Raw genomic sequence first — 16458 nt, forward strand, 5'->3', positions numbered from 1 at the left:
CCGGTCGGCCTCGGGGTGCGCTGCTCCGGCGCCTGGTGGGCCCTGCTGGTCAACGGCCGCTCCCCTCAGGTGCGGATCGAGATCCTCGCGGACACCCTTGCGGACCCCGCGTGGGAACCCGTGGAGATCGTCGGGCTCCCGGTGGACACCCCCTGGCGCGGTACCGACTACGACACGCGCGAGCAGGGCCTGGTCACCGCCCTGGGCGATCCGGTCGACGCAGCGCTCGCCCGCCTGGAGCGCGCGGGGCCACCCGTCGGCTGGAGCCCCGTCACCGCGACCGGGCGGTTCGCTCCGCGCTGGGTCCCCCCGGACCCCGCGCTGCTCGTCAAGGAGGTCCGCACCGACCTCCTCCCGCACGTCGAGCAGATCTACCGCCGGGGTCTGACCCCTGGCGACCAGCGGGCACTGGTGGACTCCCCACCCGTGGACCCGCCGTCCAACGGGGCGCGTTCCTCCTCGCTGCCGACGACGGCATCGCTCTCCCCGCTGTCCCTGCTCATGCTCCCCGCCTCGGCCGATCCCTTCCTCGCTCTCGCGACGGGATTCGGCACCGGGTATCCCGCCGGGTCCCTGGGGCGCGGAGCCGTGGAGCACCTGGTGACCGCGGAGTACCCGGACACCCCCTTCCGCGACGGGCCGGTCGAGATGGCGGCCTACGTCCCGCCGGTCGGTGTGCACCGGGCCACCGTCGCGCCGCAGGGTCTCTCGGCCGAGCGCGCGGGGCTCGTCGCCCCGCAGACGCGGGACGCCCCGTGGCGTGAGTCGATCGTGCTGCGCTGGGACCGGGTGCGGTCGACGGCCGCGATGGGCCGGCCGACGGGCGGGGTGCCGGCCCGGTTCGACACCTTCGGCGGGCCGGGCGCCCAGGCGCTCGTCGAGCGCCGCGCCGCCGGCGACCTGCGCCCGCTCGTCCTCGTGCCCGACGGCCCGGAGGACACCCCCGGCGACGCGACCACCTCGATGGTCGACCCCGGCGTCGAGATCCCGCTCGGCTCCGGCGGTCGCGATGCCGGGTACCCCGTCACCGTCCAGGACGTCTTCGGCGTGTTCTCCCCGTGGGTGGACGCCCGGTGGGTCGGGGACGAGCCGCGGCCGCCCGGCCCGCGGGTGCTGGGACTCACCCTGGAGAGCACCTACGCCGGGACCCCGACCTGCTCGGCGACCCTCGAGCTCGAGCTCGCCGTCGAGTGGGCGGACCGGACGCCCGACGGGGTCGACCTCGCAGCGGTCTTCTTCCGCACGACGGGGGCCGACGCCCCGATCCCGCCAGGCGTGGGGCCCACGCTCCCGGCTCCGGCCGGGGCCTTCCGGCGTGACCTCGCCCTCACCTTCGTCGGGGACGAGCTCACCGCGCCCTCGGGAGTGCGGGTCCGGCACCTGGACGAGGAGGGCGACGCGGAGGTGCCGCCCGGCCCTGCTCAGGGCGACCACGCGCGGCGGTACCGGCTGAGCGTCCCGGTGCCGGTCCTCGACTTCGGCTCGACCCCGCGATGGGCCGTCCAGGTGTGGCTGCGCACCAGCCTGCTCGTGGTCCCCGGGGTCGGGTGGCTTCCCGACGCCGCGCATCCCGCGCTCGCGGTCGCGTCGAGCCCCGTCCCGGTCGCCCCCATCCCGCCGCCGCTGCCGCCGGGTGTCCCCCTCGGGAGCACCCCGGACGCCGAACGGCGCAGCCACGCCCGCGTGCACTGGTCGGTTCCCGCCGGGGCGCCCCTCGACCCGCAGCGCGGGATCGTGCTGTGGGAGTGCGCCGAGACGGCGCTGCGCCAGACGGCGGGCCTGGCCGCCCGCGCTCCGGGCACCACGCTCCCGGGGGTACGCCTCGCCGAGCTGTGGGCCGCCTACGACGGCCTGACGCCCGACCAGCGCCGAGCGGCGTTCCGGCGCGTGCAGACCCTGCCCGGGTCGGCGCGGCAGACGGACGTCGCCCTTCCCCCGGGCTCGACGGACATCCACCTGTTCGCCGTGACCACGCTGAGCACGACCGGAGTCGACTCCCCGTGGCCGGGCGGCACCCCCGCGCATGCGCAGCTCCAGGCCGTCGCGGCTCCCCGCCTGCGACGTCCCGCCCCGCCGCGCGTCCGCACCGTGCTCGGCGCGGCCGGGACGGTGACCGTGTCCCTCAGCGCGCCGAGCGACGTCCCGGTCGCCCGGTTCCTGCTCTACCGCACGCGCTCGGCGCAGGCGGCGCTGAGAGCCGAGACGATGGGCCCGGCGTTCGCCGGCGTCCCCGCCTCTGCCCCGGCTCCCGGCACCGCTCCCGACCCGGCCTCCGGTCAGCTGCTGTACACGGGCAGCTGGTCCGGCGCCTTCTCCCCGGCGTGGGAGGACTGGCACGTGCGCGCCGTCGCCGTGCCCGTCGACGGGGTCCCGGTCGAGGCCGTGCGCGGGCTGCCGTCCGAGGCGAGCGACGTCGTCCTGGTCCGGTTGCGCCCCGGCGGTCCGGACCTCGGCCTGCTCGAGGCGCACGAGTGGGGCCCCGGCTCGGCCGGGGTGCTCGTGCTCACCTCGACCTCTGCGCCGCTGCGCCAGGTGCCGGACGGGACGCACCGGTTGAGCGGCGGTGTCAGCGCCGCCCAGCCGGGTGGTGGCGAGGCCGATCTCGGCGTCGTCGACCTCGTCGACGTCGCGGAGGGGCCCCATGAAGCCGGTGCCCTCGGAGCCCCTGCCCCGGGGGCACCCCCGGCACTCCTGCGCGGGCCGAGGGTGGCGGGACGCACCCCGCTGGCCCTGTGGTTCACCCGACCCGTGGCCGCGGACCCCGTGGACGTGGTGCTTCGGCTCACCGATCCGCTCGGTCGGTCCGTCGAGCAGCGGCTGACCGTGCCGGGGCATGTCGACCCGGTGCCGCCCACCCTCGACGTGCTCGACGTGTTCACGATCTCCGGGCGCGGGACGGTGATCCGGCTGCGCTCCGACGCCTCGCTGACCGACCTGCCACCGACGACCCTCGCCATCGTGGTGGGACCGGCCAAGCGGCGGATCCCCGGGCGCCCGGTGCCCGGCCTGCCGGGCCGTCCGCGTTTCCCTGGCCTTCCGGGGTTCCCCGATCGGGGCGACCTCCTCGGCGCGCTCGTCACCACGGACCGGCTGACGATCGCCCTGGTGGACATCCCCACCCGATCGCGCCCGGGCAGGGGCGTGATCCAGGTGGTCCGCTCGACGACGCGCGAGCCGCACGAGTACGAGGTGATGATCCGGCGCAGCCCCGACTTCACGGCGAGGTTCACGCTCACGACCGGCGACGGGCGGCACGTGACGGTCAGCAGGACGGTGCGGTCCTGAGGGTGGGGTCCGGGACGCTGGACGCTCAGCCGGGACCGTCGGCGCAGCGCGTCGGCCTGCCGGTGGGGCTCACTCGAAGCGGCTGGTGTCCCCTGCGCCGACGCGGACGACCTCCGGGTAGCCCTCGGACCAGTCCACGACCGTCGTCGGCTCGTGCGGGGTCTCGCCCGCATCGATGACCACGTCGACGAGGTGGTCCAGCTCCTCCTTGACCAGCCAGCCGTCCGTCATCGGCTCGTCCTGCCCCGGAAGGAGCAGGGTGCTCGACAGGAGCGGCTCGCCGAGCGCGCGGACCAGGGCGAGCGCGACCGGGTGCTCCGGGATGCGGACCCCGACCGTCTTCTTCCGCGTGTGCGCGAGCCGGCGCGGCACCTCCTTCGTCGCCGGGAGGATGAAGGTGTACGGCCCAGGGGTCGATGCCTTGATCGCGCGGAACTGGGCGTTGTCCAGGAGCACGAACTGACCGAGCTGCGCGAAGTCCGCGCAGACGAGGGTGAAGTGGTGCTTGTCGTTCAGCTGCCGGATCTGCCGGATCCGGTCGACGGCGGTGTGGCTGTCCAGACGTGCGCCGAAGGCGTAGCCGGAGTCCGTCGGGTAGGCGATGAGCGCGTCGTTCTCGAGCTGGTCGACGACCTGCGCGACGGCGCGCGGCTGAGGATCGTGCGGGTGCATCTCCACGTAGCGGGCCATGGGTCGAGCGTAGGCCTGCGCGGACGCCGTCGGGGTCGGGTCGGCGGTCGGGACCGAGGTCCTCGTTCGGGGACCCGCCGTCCCGGTATGCGGACGGAGCGCCCTGCCCCGCGGGTGAAAAACCGGACAAGCCGGGACGGCAGGGGGTGAATAGTGCCGAATGCCTGCCCCCGGACCGTACCCGTCGGTAGCGTGTCCGTGACCGCAATGGCGGCGCCCCGTGGCGCCGCCATTCCTCTGCGGCCATGACGAAAGGCTCTGCCTCCATGCTCGGAAGCGTCCCCACCCTCCGCGGTGCCGTGGCTCCCCGCTCCCTTCGCGCGCGCTTCTCCCGCGCCATCACGCTGCTCACCGCGTTCGCGGTGGCGATGCTGGGCGTCGTGGTGGTCGCACCGACGGCGCAGGCCGACGGGGCGTTGCAGTTCACGGCCTCGCTCGCCTCACCGAGCACGGCGCTCCAGGGCGGGACCTTCAGTGCGACCTTCACGGCGCAGAACCCTGCGGGGTCGAGCACCCCGGCCTACAACGCGGGATACCGGCTCGTCCTCCCGGCGGGCATCAGCGTGGCACCAGGAGTCGACCCCGCGTGGTCCTCCTCGACGACCGACCCGGGCACCGGCGTGACCACCGTCATCTGGTCCAACCTCTCCGACCTGCTCGCCGGGTCCGGCGGCACCGCCGGCCCTGAGGTCTCGTTCACCGTCCCGCTCCGGGCCGCGAGCACCGTCGCACTCGGCCCGGCGACGATCTCCGGTGGTGTGTACGTCGACACCGACGCACGCACCCTGCCCACCTTCGACGCCGCCGGGAACGGCACCGGGTCGACGACGGCCTACGAGCTGGTGTCCACGACGACGACGCTCGTGCCCTTCACCCTGACCAAGTCGTTGATCGGCTGGGCCGAGAACGAGCTGCTCCGTGGCGTCCACGAGAACCGCGCGCGGTTCGACCTGAGGATCGACAACAACGAGGTGAAGTCCTCCACGAACTTCTCGATCGTCGACTACATCCCTGCCGAGCTGGAGTTCCTCGGCTGCGGCGCCGTCGGCGTCGACGGGAACCCCGACGTCAACGGGGACAACTCCCCGGCCGGGTTCCTCGAGGCAGGCACGACCGCGCGGCTCAACGCCGCAGACTTCGGCCTTGCCGCCGGGACCTGCCCGCTGCCCACCTCGGTCGAGACCGTGACCATCACCACGGATCCCGACGGCACCGGCCCGGTGACCGTCGGCAAGGTCTACACCGTGGTCACCTGGGACAACACGGCGCTCAGGACCGCAGCGGCCACCGCCCTCGCGGGTGACGGCGCCCTGGGGGCAGGGGAGTCCGCGAGGATCTCCTACGTCGTCGGCATCCCGCAGAACCCGAACGTCGAGTTCCCCGCGGGCACGTCGACCGCCGGCGTCCAGGCATCCAACCTGAGCAACAACCCCGTCACGGCGACGACCCGCGAGGCCACGCCGGCCTCGACCGCCGAGACCTCCGTGACCAACGCGGCGATGCTCACGGGTACCTACGACGACCCCAACGGGTCCACCGGCGCGCAGACCTACACCGACGAGGGCCAGGAGACGCTCACGCTCGAGGACGTCGCCCTCGTCAAGACCGCCTCGACGGGGGAGATCGTCCAGGGCGGGGACACGCTGTGGACCCTGACGACCCGGGTGAGCGAGTACACGACCTCCTCGACCGGCATCGTGCTGACCGACATCCTGCCGGACGGCCTCGAGCCGCAGGTGACCGGGACGGATCCCGCGTGGGTGAGCCGGACGGACAACGCGGACGGGACCGTCACGCTCACCTGGAACATCCCGCCGCTGGCCAACGGTGCGGTCGAGAGCCATGTGGTGACGCTCGCCACCGAGGCGCTCGCGAGCTACCGCGTGCCCGCCTCGCCGTCCGAGCCGGTGCGCGCCCAGGACTCGTGGACGAACACGGCGACCCTCACCTCGACCACCACGGACCTCGACGGAACGGTCCGCACGGTCGACGACGCGTCGAGCGCCGGCCAGACGGCAGCGCCGATCGAGCTCTTCAAGCAGGTGGCGAGCCCCGACTACTCCGCAGGTCCGGGCATCACCCCTGCTGCGGCGTGCACCGCCGCGACCTGGCCCGGCCTCGACACGCCGCAGGACCCGGCGGCCTTCACGTTCACCCCTGGCGACGTCGTCTGCTGGCGCCTGACGGTGCGCGCGCCGGCCGGCCTCGACACCACCAACGAGGTCCTGACCGACTTCCTTCCGGCCGGGTTCTCCTACGTCACCGACGCCGTCACCGGCCGGAGCGCCGTGGCCACCGGGGACGCCGTGATCGCGAGCGAGACCCGTGCGGGCGCGACCGGGACCTGGACCTTCACCAATGCGGGGGACCTCGAGGCGTCCCAGCTCGCGCAGATCGTCATCCCGACCCGCATCACCGACGTCGACGCCGCCGCCGACGGCGACCTGCTCGGCAACCTCGCGAAGCTCCGCTACAGCAACACCGACGGGACCAAGTTCCAGCTGCGCACGCAGACCGATGTCACCTGGATCGAGCCGGTCCTGGCGCTGGCGAAGACCGCGTCGCCGACCTCCGGGGTGCGCAGTGACGACCCGACGCCGGTCGCCTACACCGTGACCGTCACCAACACCGGTCACGCCGCTGCCGAGGACCTCGCCTTCACCGACACGCTCCCCGCACAGGTGGACTGCACCGCCGTGTCCGGCCTCACGGTCAACGGCACCACCTCGTCCGACCTTGCCTGCACCGACCATGCGGGGTCGGCCTCGGAGCTGTCCGGCACCCTCGAGAAGGTCGAGCTCGGGACCCCGGTCACCGTGACCTACTCGGTCCAGCCTCCCGCGACCCTCGCCCCGGGCGAGGTCCTGCGCAACACCGCGCGCATCACGAGCTTCGTCGTCGTGACCAACGACCCGGCGAACCCCACGACCCCCTACACGCCGAACCTCACCGCCACCCGCGACGTGACCGTGGTGGGCGCCGGGGTCACCAAGACCGCCGACAAGGCGACGGCGACGGTCGGGGAGTGGATCACGTACACGGTGCGGGCAACCCTTCCGCACGGCACCACGCTCTACGGCGCGCGGCTCACGGACGCCGTCCCGGCGGGGCTGGCCGTGGACACGACGACCACTCCGCCGACGGCGACCGTGAACGGCTCCAGCACGGCCGTGACCACGACCCTCAGCGGCACTCCGGCGGGGACCGGGGTGACGACGCTCCGGGTCGACCTCCCCGCGACGTACGCCGTGACGGGAGCCACCGACCACGAGGTGGTCCTCACCTTCCGCGCCCAGGTCACCAACCGCACCGCGACCAACGCGGGCACGCGGTTCGACAACTACGGCACCCTCGCCTGGGAGGAGGCTGACGGCGCTCCCTCGCACAGCGCCACCAGCCCGCGCAGCCGGGTCACGGCGGTCGAGCCCGACATCGACGTGACGAAGTCCTCCGAGGACGCGGACGGGGTCGCCAGTCCCGGCGAGACGATCACCTTCGACGTCCGGGTGCGGAACACCGGCTCGAACCTCTCGACCGCCTACGAAACCACAGTGGTGGACGTGCTCCCGACGTCGATGACCCCGGTCGTCAACGCCTCGAACGAGGTCCTCGGGGGGACCGGTCACGGAGCCAACGCCTACGTCGGGCAGTGGGCCTCCGGCACCCGCACGATCACCTGGACGATCCCGAGCCTTGCCCCGAGCGCGGCGATCGACCTCTACTACGACGTGGTCGTGGCGGACGAGGTCCTGGCCCTGGGCAGCTACCGCAACGACGTCACCGCCACCACGAGCTCCATGGCCGGAACACCGACCGGCGAACGCTCGGACACCTCCACGCCGACGACGGCGCGCTACACGGACACCGCGTCCGCGACGCTCACGGGTCCGCCCCTCTCGCTCTCCAAGGTCGTGGACCTGGCGGGAGCGACCCTCGGTGACGTCGTCGAGTACACGCTGACGGTCACCGTCCCGGGCGGCGTGACGACCTACGACGCGAGCATCCTCGACACGCTCCCGACCGGGATGGAGTACGTCGCGGGCTCGACCACCTCGAGCTGCGCCGCATCCTGCGGCCTCGGTGTCGTCGAGCCGGTGACCTCCGGGCAGCGGCTCGGCTGGTTCCTCGGCGACATCGCCTCGGACTCCGCGACGCGCGTGGTGACCGTCACGTACGACGCCCGTGTGCTGGGCAGCGAGGCGATCATCGCCGGGGACGTCCTGCGGAACGAGGCGTCGTTGCGCTACTCGGGCACCGACACGCTGAGCGGCCTGAGCACGCCGTCGGACGCCGACGGTCTCGGGTCCGGGACACCGATCGTCCGGGCGAGCACGACGGTCCTCGAGCCGAGGATCGTCCTGACCAAGACCGTCGCCTCGGGCGCCGACCAGGTCGCCGCTCGCCGCGTCGTCCCCGGCGAGACCGTGACCTACACGATCACCCTGGAGAACAGGGGCAGCTCGACCGCCTTCGACGTGGCGGTGGCCGACACGACCGACCCGCGGTTCACGGACGTGACGCTCGTGCCCGCCCCCACGTCGACCGCCGGCGTCGTGCTGACCGACGCCGACCCGTCGGTCGATGGTTCGCTGGCCTTCACGGTCCCGAGCATCGCTGCGGGATCGACGGCCACGATCGTCTACACGGCGACGGTCCCCGACCCGCTCGCCGCGAACCCGGCCGGTCCCGAGCTGAGCAACTCCGCGGTGTCGACCTACAGCTCGAAGGGCGGCGTGGTCGACGAGGAGCGCCCCTACACCTCGAACACCGACACCGTCGGCCTCGAGGGTGACGTGGCGAGCCTGGGCGACACCGTCTGGTTCGACACCAACGGCAACGGGGTCCAGGAGTCGGGGGAGCTCGGCGTCCAGGGCGTGACGGTGACCGTGACGTACCTCGGTGCGGACGGCGTCCTGGACACCGCTCCCGGCGGTGACGACGAGGTCCACGTGGCCACGACCGGAACCGACGGCACGTACCTGGTGGAGGACCTCCCTCAGGGCGACTACCTCGTCGTCCTCAGCGGCGTGCCCGCCGGGACGGTCACCACCTACGACGAGGACTCCGGCACGACCACCCCCGACGGGCGGACGGCCGTGACCCTCGCCGACGGTGACGCCTACGTGACCGCCGACTTCGGCATCCGCGGGAGCGGGACCGTCGGCGACACCGTCTGGCTCGACCACGACGGCGACGGCGTCCAGGACGTGGGCGAGCCCGGCGTGGGTGGGGTCGACGTGACGGTCACGTGGCCCGCGACGGCCGGTCAGCCGGCCGGTTCGGTCACCACGACCACCGCAGCCGACGGGACCTGGTCCGTGACGGGCATCCCCGCCGTCGACGTGACGGTCACCCTCGACCCCGACACCTACCCCGCGGGCACCGCGCTCGTCTCGGAGGTCAAGGGCGGGCTCGTCGACGGCACCTCGACGGATGCCCTCGCGGCGGGCGAGACCGACAACGACCACGACTTCGGCCTGCGGGGCACCGGCGCGATCGGTGACCGCGTCTGGGTCGACACCGACGCGGACGGCGTTCAGGACGAGGGCGAGCCCGGCATCCCCGGGGCCACCGTCGTGGTGCGCTGGCTCGGTGGCGACGGACTCCCGGGCACGGCGGACGACCTCGCGGTCACCACGACCACCGGTGCTGACGGCGCCTACCTCGTGGACGGCCTGCCGGCCGGCGAGTACGTGGTCACCGTGACCGCGCTGCCGACGGCCCTCGCGCCGACCTACGACGAGGACGACGGCACCGCCTCGCCGAACAGCGCGACCGAGGTCACGCTGCCGGCCGGCGGCTCGTACCTCACGGCCGACTTCGGCTACGTGGCCGCGACCGGCGTGGGCGACACCATCTGGCTCGACACGAACGGGGACGGCCTCCAGGACGTCGGCGAGCCGGGCATCGCCGGTGTGGAGGTGACGGTGACCGCCGCCGGTACGGACGGGGTCGTCGGCACGGCCGATGACATTGTGCGCACCACCACCACGGCCGAGAACGGCAGCTGGCTCGTCACGGGCCTCCCGGCCGGCCCGGCCCAGGTCGAGGTCACCGGCGGTCTGCCTGAGGGGATCACCCCGACGTACGACGCCGACGGCACCGACACCCCCGGTGTCAGTCTCGTCACCCTCGTGCAGGACGTGACCGACCTCGACCAGGACTTCGGCTACGTCGGCGCCAACAGCATCGGTGACACCGTGTGGGTCGACGTCGACGCGGACGGCGTGCAGGACGCCGGTGAGCCCGGACTCCCCGGGGTCACCGTCGCGGTGCTCTGGTTCGGCCAGGACGGCGTCGAGGGCGGGGATGACGACATCCTCTTCCTCACGGTCACGGCGGAGGACGGCACCTACCTGGTCGACGGCCTGCCCAACGGCGACTACACGGTCTCGATCGTCGACGGCGTCCCCGACGGCTACACCGAGAGCTACGACGAGACCGGTGCGCTCGACGGCGTCTCCGTGGTCGGCGCTCTCGGCGCCGACGGGCCCGAGGACCACCGCAGCGCCGACTTCGGCTACGCCGGCACCGGCGCGATCGGGGGCACCGTCTGGCTCGACCGTGAGGTCGACGGCGTGCTCGACACCCCGACCGAGGCCGGGATCCCCGGGATCGTCATCGACGTCGTCTGGGCCGGCCCCGACGGGCTCCTCGGCACCGAGGACGACGTGGAGCTGAGCGCGGTCACCGGTGAGGGCGGCACCTGGAGCATCGAGAACATGCCCCCCGGTCCGTTCACCGCGACGGTCGACAGGACGACCATCCCCGAGGGCACCTCGGTGGTCTGGGACCGCGCCAACGGCACGTCGTCGCCCGACGGCGTCTACGTCGGCGACCTGGGTGCCGGTGAGGTCCGCACGGACATCGACACGGCGGTCAAGGGCACCGGCTCCATCGGTGACCTGGTCTGGATCGACTCCGACAAGGACGGCGTCCGCGACCCGAACGAGCCGGCGGCGACGAACGTGCGCGTGGTCGTCACCTGGCTCGGCGAGGACGGTGTCCTCGGCGGCGGCGACGACGTGACCATCGAGGTGCGGACGGACGCGAACGGGATCTACGTCGCCGACGGCCTCCCGGCCGGGGCGTACCTCGTGACCTTCGACGCGACGACCTTCCCGAAGGGGACGGCGGCCTTCGCCGACCTCGACGGGGGCGACCCGCTGGTCACCTCGGTGAGCCTGACCACCGGTCAGGTCCGCACCGACGTCGATCTGGTGCTGCGGCCCACCGCGCTGGCGTCCACGGGGGCGACCGTCGGCGGGATCCTCGCCCTGGTGCTGCTGCTCCTCGGCAGCGGCCTGGTCCTGAGGCGTCGCGCCTCGGTGCTCGCCGCGCGGGTGGAGTGATCCTCCGCTGAGGTGCTGAGACAGGAGGGGCCCGGTCCGGACGGACCGGGCCCCTCCTGCGTCCGGGGCGCTGCCCGGGACGCGCTCAGGCGGGAGCGCCGACCTTTGCCGCGAGGTGGGCGGGAAGCACGTCGTAGTGGTCGAACTGGGTCGTGAAGGAGCCGCGACCGCCGGTCAGCGAGCGCAGGTCGAGCACGTAGCGCGCGAGCTCTGCGTCCGGGACGAGCGCCTGCACCTCGCACCGGCCGTCGTCGAGCAGACGGCTCCCCGCGATCCGACCCCGCCGGGAGGACAGGTCTCCCAGGACGTCGCCCTGGAGCGTGGCCGGCACCGTCACGGTGACCATCGACACGGGTTCCAGCACGACGGTCCCTGCCTTGGTCAGCGCCTCGCGCAGGCCGTGGGCCGCTGCGGTCCGGAAGGCCATCTCGGAGGAGTCGACGGGGTGGAACTTGCCGTCGTAGGCCTCGACCTCGACGTCCACCACCGGGAAGCCGTGCAGGCCCCCCGCCGCCATCGCCTCGTGCACGCCCTTCTCGACGGCAGGGATGAAGTTGCGCGGGATCGAGCCGCCGACGATCTTGTCGACGAAGGCGCTCCCCTCTCCTCGCCCCCTCGGCCGCACGCGCAGCTGGGCGACGGCGAACTGGCCGTGGCCGCCGGACTGCTTCTTCAGCTTGCCCTCCGCCTCGGTCGGCGAGGCGATGGTCTCGCGGTAGGCGATCCGGACCTCCTGGGTCGAGACGTTCACGCCGAACTTCCGGCTCAGCCGCTCGATCGCCACGGCCAGGTGCATGTCCCCCGTCCCCCGCAGGATCGTCTGGCCCGAGTCGGGGTCGCGGTCGATCGTGAGCGTCGGGTCCTCCGCGACCAGTCGGTGCAGCGAGCTGGACAGCTTGTCGTCGTCCGCCTGCGTGACCGGGTCGAGCGCGAGGGCGTACGGGGTCGGCCGGGGATCGGGCCCGACAGGGGTCACGGCGGTGCCCCGTGCGGAGAGGGTGGAGCCGGTCGGCGAGCCGGCGAGCTTCGCCACGGCGGCGAGGTCGCCGGCGACGACCTCCTCCAGCGGGAGGTGCTCCTTGCCGCGCAGCCGGAACAGGCCGTGCATGCGCTCGTCCGTCCCGGTGACGGAGTTGACCAGGTGCATGTCCGCCCGGACGGTCCCGGCGAGCACCTTGAAGATCGACACCTGGCCGACGAAGGGGTCCGCGACGGTGCGGATCACGTGCACGAGCACGTCACCGTCGGGATCGGGGGCGATCTCGAGCACCTCGCCCCCGTCGGGGGTCCGTACCCGGGAGGGACGGTCGGCGGGCGAGGGGCCGAGCTCGCACAGGTAGTCGGCGAGCCGGTCGACGGCCACCCCTGTGGTCGCCGATCCGACGAGCACAGGGAAGGCCAGGCCGTCGCGTACCTCGTGCACGAGCGCGCGCTCGAGGTCCCGCGCGCCGGGCATCTGCCCCGAGAGGTACTTCTCGAGCTGCTCGTCGTCCCCCGAGACGATCTCCTCCGCGACCTCCTCGTGCAGCCGGTGCTCCGCCTCCGCGACCTCGGCCGGCAGCTCCGCGGAGGTGTGGGTGCCGTCGGGGGCGTAGTCCAGGGCGTCGTCGGAGAGGATGTCGGCCACGCCGTGGAACGCGGACTCCTCTCCCAGCGGCAGCTCCAGCGGGACGATCCCGGCGCCGAAGACCTCCTTCAGCTGGTCGAGGACCCGCTGGAAGTCGGCGCGCTGCTTGTCCTCCTTGGTGACGAAGACGAGGCGGGGGATGCCCGCCTCCGCGCACTGCTGCCAGACGATCTCCGTCCCCACCTCGACGCCGTCGACCGCGCTGACCACGACGATCGCGAGGTCGGCGACCGCGAGGGCGGCGTCCACCCCGCCGGCGAAGTCCGCGTACCCGGGGGTGTCGATGAGGTTGACCGCGTAGGTCTCGCCGTCGGAGGCCGTCCAGGTGAAGGGTGCGATCGCGGGGGAGAGGGAGATCCCCCGCTTGATCTCCTCCGGCTCGGAGTCGCAGACGGTGCTGCCGTCCTCGACCCGGCCGAGTCGAGGGATGACGCCTGCGCGGTGCAGGAGTGCCTCGGCGAGGGTGGTCTTGCCGACACCGCTGTGGCCCACCAGGGCCACGTTGCGGATCAACGGCGTCGCTGCCTGGTCCATGTCGGATCTCCTTCGTTGGAGTGGCCCTTGGATGCAGGCTAGTCACGTCGGGCGCCCTGGGGACTGTGACCATCGTCCGGGGCCTGGGACCCTTGGGGGGACGGCCGGCATCAGGTACCGTGGGAACCAGGCGATGGGACCGGTCCCATCGGAACAGGCAGAGAGGCAACCATGCGCTACGGGCACTTCGACGACGAGACCCGCGAGTACGTCATCACCACGCCGCACACGCCGGCGCCCTGGATCAACTACCTCGGGTCCCAGAACTTCTTCTCGCTCATCTCCCACCAGGGCGGCGGCTACTCCTTCTACCGCGACGCGAAGATGCGCCGGCTGACGCGGTACCGCTACAACAACATCCCCTCCGACGTCGGCGGCCGGTACTTCTTCGTCAACGACGGCGGCGACACCTGGACCCCGACCTGGCTGCCCGTCAAGGCCGACCTCGACCACTTCGAGACGCGCCACGGGATGGGCTACACGCAGATCACCGGTGAGCGCGGCGGGCTGCGCGTCGAGTCCCTGCACTTCGTCCCGGTGGACGAGGACGCCGAGATCGCCCGCGTGACCGTGACCAACACCTCCGAGGTCACCAAGACCCCGACGCTGTTCTCCTTCGTCGAGTTCGCGCTGTGGAACGCCCAGGACGACCAGACGAACTACCAGCGCAACCTGTCCATCGGCGAGGTCGAGGTCGAGGTCGACGGACCGCACGGCTCGGCCGTCTACCACCGCACCGAGTACCGCGAGCGTCGCGACCACTACGCCGTGCACGCCGTCAACGCGAAGGCGATCGGCTTCGACACGGACCGCGACACCTTCGTCGGCGCGTACAACAGCCTCGGTGAGTCAGCCGTCCCGCGTGCGGGCGCCTCGGCCGACTCGGTCGCCTCGGGCTGGTACCCGATCGGCTCGCTGAGCCTGAGCCCGACGCTCGCCCCGGGGGAGTCGGTCACCTACACCTTCGTCCTGGGATACCTGGAGAACCCGGTCGAGTCCAAGTGGGCGGACGAGGCCCAGCAGGTCGTCAACAAGGAGCGTGCGCACGCCCTGCTCTCGCGCTTCGCGACGACGGAGCAGACCGACGCCGCCTTCGAGGCCCTGCGCGACCACTGGACGCGCCTGCTGTCGACCTACTCGGTCACCTCGACCGACCCGAAGCTGGACCGGATGGTCAACATCTGGAACCAGTACCAGTGCATGGTCACGTTCAACATGTCCCGGTCGGCCTCGTACTTCGAGACGGGGATCGGCCGTGGGATGGGCTTCCGCGACTCCAACCAGGACCTGCTCGGCTTCGTGCACCTGGTCCCCGAGCGGGGCCGCGAGCGGATCCTCGACATCGCCGCGACCCAGTTCCCGGACGGCTCGGCGTACCACCAGTACCAGCCGCTGACCAAGCGCGGGAACAACGACATCGGCTCGGGCTTCAACGACGACCCGCTCTGGCTCATCGCCGGCGTCGCCGCCTACCTCAAGGAGACCGGCGACTGGTCGATCCTCGACGAGCAGGTCCCGTTCGACAACGACGAGACCCTCGCCGAGCCGCTCTTCGAGCACCTGACCCGCTCCTTCCGGTTCACCGTCGACAACCGCGGACCGCACGGGCTGCCGCTGATCGGGCGCGCGGACTGGAACGACTGCCTCAACCTCAACTGCTTCTCCTCCGAGCCCGGCGAGTCCTTCCAGACCACCGAGAACGCCTCGGGCGGGGTCGCCGAGTCCCTCTTCATCGCTGCGCAGTTCGTCCTCTACGGCGAGCAGTACGCCGAGATCGCCGAGCGCCGCGGGTTGACCGAGGTCGCGGCGGAGGCTCGCGCGGAGGTCGAGGCGATGCGCACGGCCGTCCTGGAGCACGGCTGGGACGGCGGCTGGTTCCTGCGCGCCTACGACTTCCACGGGAACAAGGTCGGCACGGACGAGCACCCCGAGGGCAAGATCTGGATCGAGCCGCAGGGCTTCGCCGTGATGGCGGGCATCGGCACCGAGAAGCCGGCCGACGGCGGACCGTCGGTCGCCGAGACCGCCCTGCAGTCGGTCAACGAGATGCTGGCCACCGAGCACGGGATGGTGCTCCAGTACCCGGCCTACACGACGTACAAGATCGAGCTGGGTGAGGTCTCCACCTACCCGCCGGGCTACAAGGAGAACGGTGGCATCTTCTGCCACAACAACCCCTGGGTCATCATCGGCGAGACGGTGCTCGGCCACGGTGAGCGGGCGTTCGACTACTACAAGCGGATCACCCCGGCGTACCGCGAGGACATCTCGGAGATCCACAAGCAGGAGCCCTACGTCTACGCCCAGATGATCGCGGGCAAGGAGGCCGTGCGGCACGGGGAGGCCAAGAACTCCTGGCTCACCGGGACGGCGGCCTGGAACTTCGTCACCGTCAGCCAGCACCTGCTCGGGGTCCGGCCCGGCTGGTCCGGGCTGATCGTCGACCCGCAGATCGGGCCGGCTGTGCCGGAGTTCACGGTGCGCCGGGTCGCTCGCGGGGCCACCTACGTCATCACGGTGCGCAACTCCGGTGCCGAGGGCTCCAGGGCCACGCTCACCGTCGACGGGGTCGCGATCGAGGGCAACGAGGTCCCCTACGCCCCGGCCGGTTCCGTGGTGCAGGTGGAGGCCGTGCTCTGAGCAGCTGAGTCGACGGGAGGGGCGGGCGCCGGGTCGGTGCCCGCCCCTGCCGCTGTCGGTGCACCAGGAACCGCCCGGCTCGCCTGCGGTGGCCCCGACAGGCCCTGGCGCCGACCGGCCCCGGGGAGCAGGATGCGCTCATGACCGTCGTGACCGAGCTCGAGCCGTCCCCTCCTGCCGGAGGGCGGCGACGGGCCGCCCGGCGCCGGATCGCGGCCGTGGCCGCCGCGGGGCTCGTCCTCGCAGGTGCCGTCGGGTACTGGGCCCTGACCCCGCATCTCGCGATCGACCCGCCGGTCGGCACGGCCGAGGGGGGAACGTCCTCCTGCG

The 16458-nt window shown here is 72.6% G+C and carries 6 protein-coding genes; 4 read left to right on the plus strand and 2 right to left on the minus strand.

Features of this window, described 5'->3' with window-relative positions; translation table 11 throughout:
* On the plus strand, nt 1-3285 hold a 3285-nt coding region (locus tag ABWK99_RS04940), incomplete at its 5' end, for a hypothetical protein (RefSeq protein WP_372593588.1).
* A 69-nt stretch (nt 3286-3354) separates the two neighbouring features.
* On the opposite strand, the gene ABWK99_RS04945 is transcribed toward ABWK99_RS04940, so the two are convergent.
* Entirely contained in the window at nt 3355-3975 is a 621-nt protein-coding gene (locus ABWK99_RS04945) for an L-threonylcarbamoyladenylate synthase (protein WP_372593589.1), read from the minus strand.
* 266 nt (nt 3976-4241) lie between these two features.
* On the opposite strand from ABWK99_RS04945, the gene ABWK99_RS04950 reads away from it, so the two are divergent.
* Nucleotides 4242-11327 (plus strand): SdrD B-like domain-containing protein, encoded by a 7086-nt coding sequence (locus tag ABWK99_RS04950; protein WP_372593590.1) that lies wholly within the window; start codon nt 4242-4244, stop codon nt 11325-11327.
* Nucleotides 11328-11412: 85 nt separating this feature from the next.
* Here ABWK99_RS04950 and ABWK99_RS04955 read toward each other — a convergent pair whose 3' ends face one another.
* On the minus strand, nt 11413-13488 hold the full coding sequence (locus ABWK99_RS04955; RefSeq protein ID WP_372593591.1) for an elongation factor G: 2076 nt from the start codon (nt 13486-13488) through the stop codon (nt 11413-11415).
* Nucleotides 13489-13659: 171 nt separating this feature from the next.
* On the opposite strand from ABWK99_RS04955, the gene ABWK99_RS04960 reads away from it, so the two are divergent.
* Together ABWK99_RS04960 and ABWK99_RS04965 are read left to right on the plus strand one after the other, a co-directional pair.
* Nucleotides 13660-16128 carry a GH36-type glycosyl hydrolase domain-containing protein gene (locus tag ABWK99_RS04960; RefSeq protein WP_372593592.1) on the plus strand — a complete coding sequence of 823 codons (2469 nt, stop codon included), beginning with the start codon at nt 13660-13662 and terminating at the stop codon, nt 16126-16128.
* A 140-nt stretch (nt 16129-16268) separates the two neighbouring features.
* Nucleotides 16269-16458: hypothetical protein (locus tag ABWK99_RS04965; protein WP_372593593.1), on the plus strand; the 190-nt coding region annotated here is incomplete at its 3' end.

It is taken from the genome of Actinotalea sp., assembly GCF_041597215.1.
GTDB lineage: Bacteria > Actinomycetota > Actinomycetes > Actinomycetales > Cellulomonadaceae > Actinotalea.